Genomic DNA, 2,892 nt, shown 5'->3' with positions numbered 1-2,892 from the left:
GGGGGGCCCGGGCGCGGGCCCCCCGCTTTGCACCCCCTCCGCCCCCCCCCCCCCCCGGGGGGGGGGCCCCGGGCGGGGCCCCGCCCCCTCGGGCGTGTGGTGGGACGCGGGTGTCAGCCCTCGTTGAGCTCGGCCGCCACCAGCTCCGCGATCTGGACCGCGTTCAGCGCGGCACCCTTGCGGAGGTTGTCGCTGGAGACGAACAGCGCGAGGCCGTTCTCGGCCGTCTCGTCCGGCCGGATGCGGCCGACGTACGAGGCGTCCTTGCCCGCGGCCTGGAGCGGGGTCGGGATGTCCGAGAGGACGACGCCCGGGGCGCCGCCGAGGAGCTCGGTGGCGCGCTCGGCGGAGATCGGGCGGTCGAAGCGGGCGTTCACCTGGAGGGAGTGGCCGGAGAACACCGGGACGCGGACGCAGGTGCCGGAGACCTTGAGGGCGGGGATCTCCAGGATCTTGCGCGACTCGTTGCGCAGCTTCTGCTCCTCGTCCGTCTCGTTCAGACCGTCGTCGACGATCGAACCCGCGAGGGGGAGCACGTTGAAGGCGATGGGGCGCTTGTAGACCTGCGGCTCGGGGAAGTCGACCGCCTCGCCGTCGTGGGTCAGCCCGTCGGCCTCGCCGACGACCTTCAGCGCCTGGCCGTGCAGCTCCGCCACACCGGCGACTCCCGAACCGGATACCGCCTGGTAGGTGGCGACGACGAGCGCCTGGAGGCCCGCCTCCTCGTGCAGCGGCTTCAGGACCGGCATCGCGGCCATCGTCGTGCAGTTCGGATTGGCGATGATGCCCTTGGGACGGTCGGCGATCGCGTGCGGGTTCACCTCGGAGACGACCAGGGGGACCTCGGGGTCCCTGCGCCAGGCAGAGGAGTTGTCGATCACGACGGCACCCTGGGAGGCGACCTTCTCGGCCAGCGCCTTGGAGGTGGCCCCGCCCGCCGAGAACAGCACGATGTCCAGGCCCGAGTAGTCCGCCGTGGACGCGTCCTCCACCGTGACGCCGTCGACGACCGTCCCGGCCGAACGGGCCGAGGCGAACAGACGCAGCTCCTCGACCGGGAAGTCCCGCTCGACGAGGATCTTGCGCATGGCTGTGCCGACCATCCCGGTGGCTCCGACGATTCCGACCCTCACGGCGACTCCCTTGACGTGCGTTCTACGTGGTCCAGCGATTCCATCATGCGTCTCACCCGGGCCCGCGTGTCCAATCCTTTCGTCGCGCGGCTCACAGCGTGGGACGCGACCCCACGCGCGCGGGAGCCCGATCCTGCGGCGGCCGGGCGCGTGGGTACGAAGAAATCGCCCGGCGACACGGGGGAACCGCAAGCCGTACGGTGCGTCCCGGTCATGGATGCGTGCCCGGTGTGACGTACGACTCGATTCGAGCCGAACGTTTTCACCCGCGCCGGCGTCGTAGAGGGGACGCGGGGAGGGGAGGGGTGGCTGTGCTGCGCAGAAAGCCACGTCGGGCACCGGGGGCGGACGACCCCCTGGACGCGACGCAGGAACGCCGGGTACGGGCGGTGCTCGCGCTCGGTGGGGTGCCGCAGGCGGACCTGCCGGACGGGGTACAGCAGGTCCGGCTGCGGCTGCTGGAGCGGGCCGCCAAGGGGGACGAGGCGCCGCGCGACGTGTCGGCCTGGGCGGCGGTCGTCGCCTCGAACCTCGCGATGGACTGGCACCGGGCCAAGCGCCGGCAGGAGCGGCTGGGCGAGCGGCTCGCCTCGCTGCGCCAGTTGGAGCAGCCCTCCGACGAGGAGTCCAGCGTGCTCTCGCTGGCCGTCGCCCAGGGCCTGGACGAACTGCCCGACGCCCAGCGTCAGGTCCTCGTCCTGCGGTTCTACGCCGACCTGCCGGTGCGGGACATCGCCGACGAGCTCGGCGTACCCGAGGGCACGGTCAAGAGCAGGCTGCACACGGCGGTCCGCGCGCTGCGCGCCCGCCTGCACGAGGACGAGGTGGTGTGACGTGGCCGAGTACGAAGGTGTGGACGCGCTGCTGGCCGCGATCACGGACGCCGAACTGCCCGAGGGCGCTCGCGACGACGTCGTGTTCATGGCCGAGCACCGGTCGGCCGCCGCGGACGTGGACGTGCTCCGGGAGCAGTTGGTCGTCATCGGTGACGCGCTGGCGGACGCCGGGAGGACCGCCGAGCCGGCCCGTGGGTCCCGGAGTTCCAGGGGGGCCAAGAGGCCCCGAGGGCCGCGGAGGTCGGGCGACGGGCGTCCGGGGGGCACTCCGGGGAAGCGCTCCGGGTATCGGCGCGCGCTCGTCGTCGGGGCCGGCACCCTCGCCGCGGCCGCGGTGGCCTCGATGGTCGTCGGGCTGGGCTGGCTGGTCACGCAGGGCGGATCCGGCGGGGCGGACGAGAAGAGCGCCGCGGGTGCCAAGGCGGACAGCGGCAGCGCGCCCTCGCTCAGCGCCCCCGGCTACATCGCCTGCTCCCGGCTCATCGCGGAGGGCACGGTCACGAAGGTGGCCGCGGTCCCCGGCACCGAACAGGACCGGATCACCCTGGACGTCTTCCACTACTACAAGCCGGCCACGGGCGAGAAGGAGGTCACCTTCCTCATGGACCGGGACGTCGACCCGCGGCTGCGCCGGGGCGACGAGGTGCTGGTCGCCATCCAGCGGCGCGCCTCGACACCCGACATCTGGACCACGGGGGAGCAGGAGATCGCCCGCGACCGCTCCTGGATCGTCAAGGCGCTGCCCGAGTCCCGGGGCATGGGATGCGAGCAGTGACACCGGGGGCGGGCCGGGCCGGGTGACCGGCCGGCTCCCGGGACGGCGGCCGGGCCGGCAGGCCGGGTGCACAGCGACTTCCCGGCCGCGGCGGCGCGCAAGCTCGGCATCGTCGACGTCCCGCTGATCTGCGCGCAGGAACTGGACA

General features: G+C 73.4%; 3 protein-coding genes and 1 pseudogene. 3 read left to right on the top strand and 1 reads right to left on the bottom strand.

Annotated features, from left to right (window positions below):
- Positions 1 to 113 precede the first annotated feature (113 nt).
- Positions 114 to 1,133, bottom strand: a complete 1,020-nt coding sequence (locus ACWEBX_RS38810) for an aspartate-semialdehyde dehydrogenase (RefSeq protein WP_451889414.1) — start codon at positions 1,131 to 1,133, stop codon at positions 114 to 116.
- A 305-nt stretch (positions 1,134 to 1,438) separates the two neighbouring features.
- Between ACWEBX_RS38810 and ACWEBX_RS38805 the strand changes: the two genes are divergently transcribed.
- From ACWEBX_RS38805 to ACWEBX_RS38795, 3 genes and pseudogenes are all read left to right on the top strand, one after another.
- Positions 1,439 to 1,966, top strand: coding sequence for a sigma-70 family RNA polymerase sigma factor (locus ACWEBX_RS38805; protein WP_451889413.1), 528 nt, complete (start codon positions 1,439 to 1,441; stop codon positions 1,964 to 1,966).
- 1 nt (position 1,967) lies between these two features.
- Positions 1,968 to 2,744 carry a hypothetical protein gene (locus ACWEBX_RS38800; RefSeq protein ID WP_451889412.1) on the top strand — a complete coding sequence of 259 codons (777 nt, stop codon included), beginning with the start codon at positions 1,968 to 1,970 and terminating at the stop codon, positions 2,742 to 2,744.
- 66 nt (positions 2,745 to 2,810) lie between these two features.
- Positions 2,811 to 2,892 (top strand): annotated as a pseudogene (locus ACWEBX_RS38795) (chorismate mutase); the annotation flags it as partial.

This window comes from Streptomyces sp. NPDC005070 (assembly GCF_053600395.1).
Note: the sequence above shows the minus strand (reverse complement) of the source record. Positions and strands in the feature narration are given on the sequence as shown.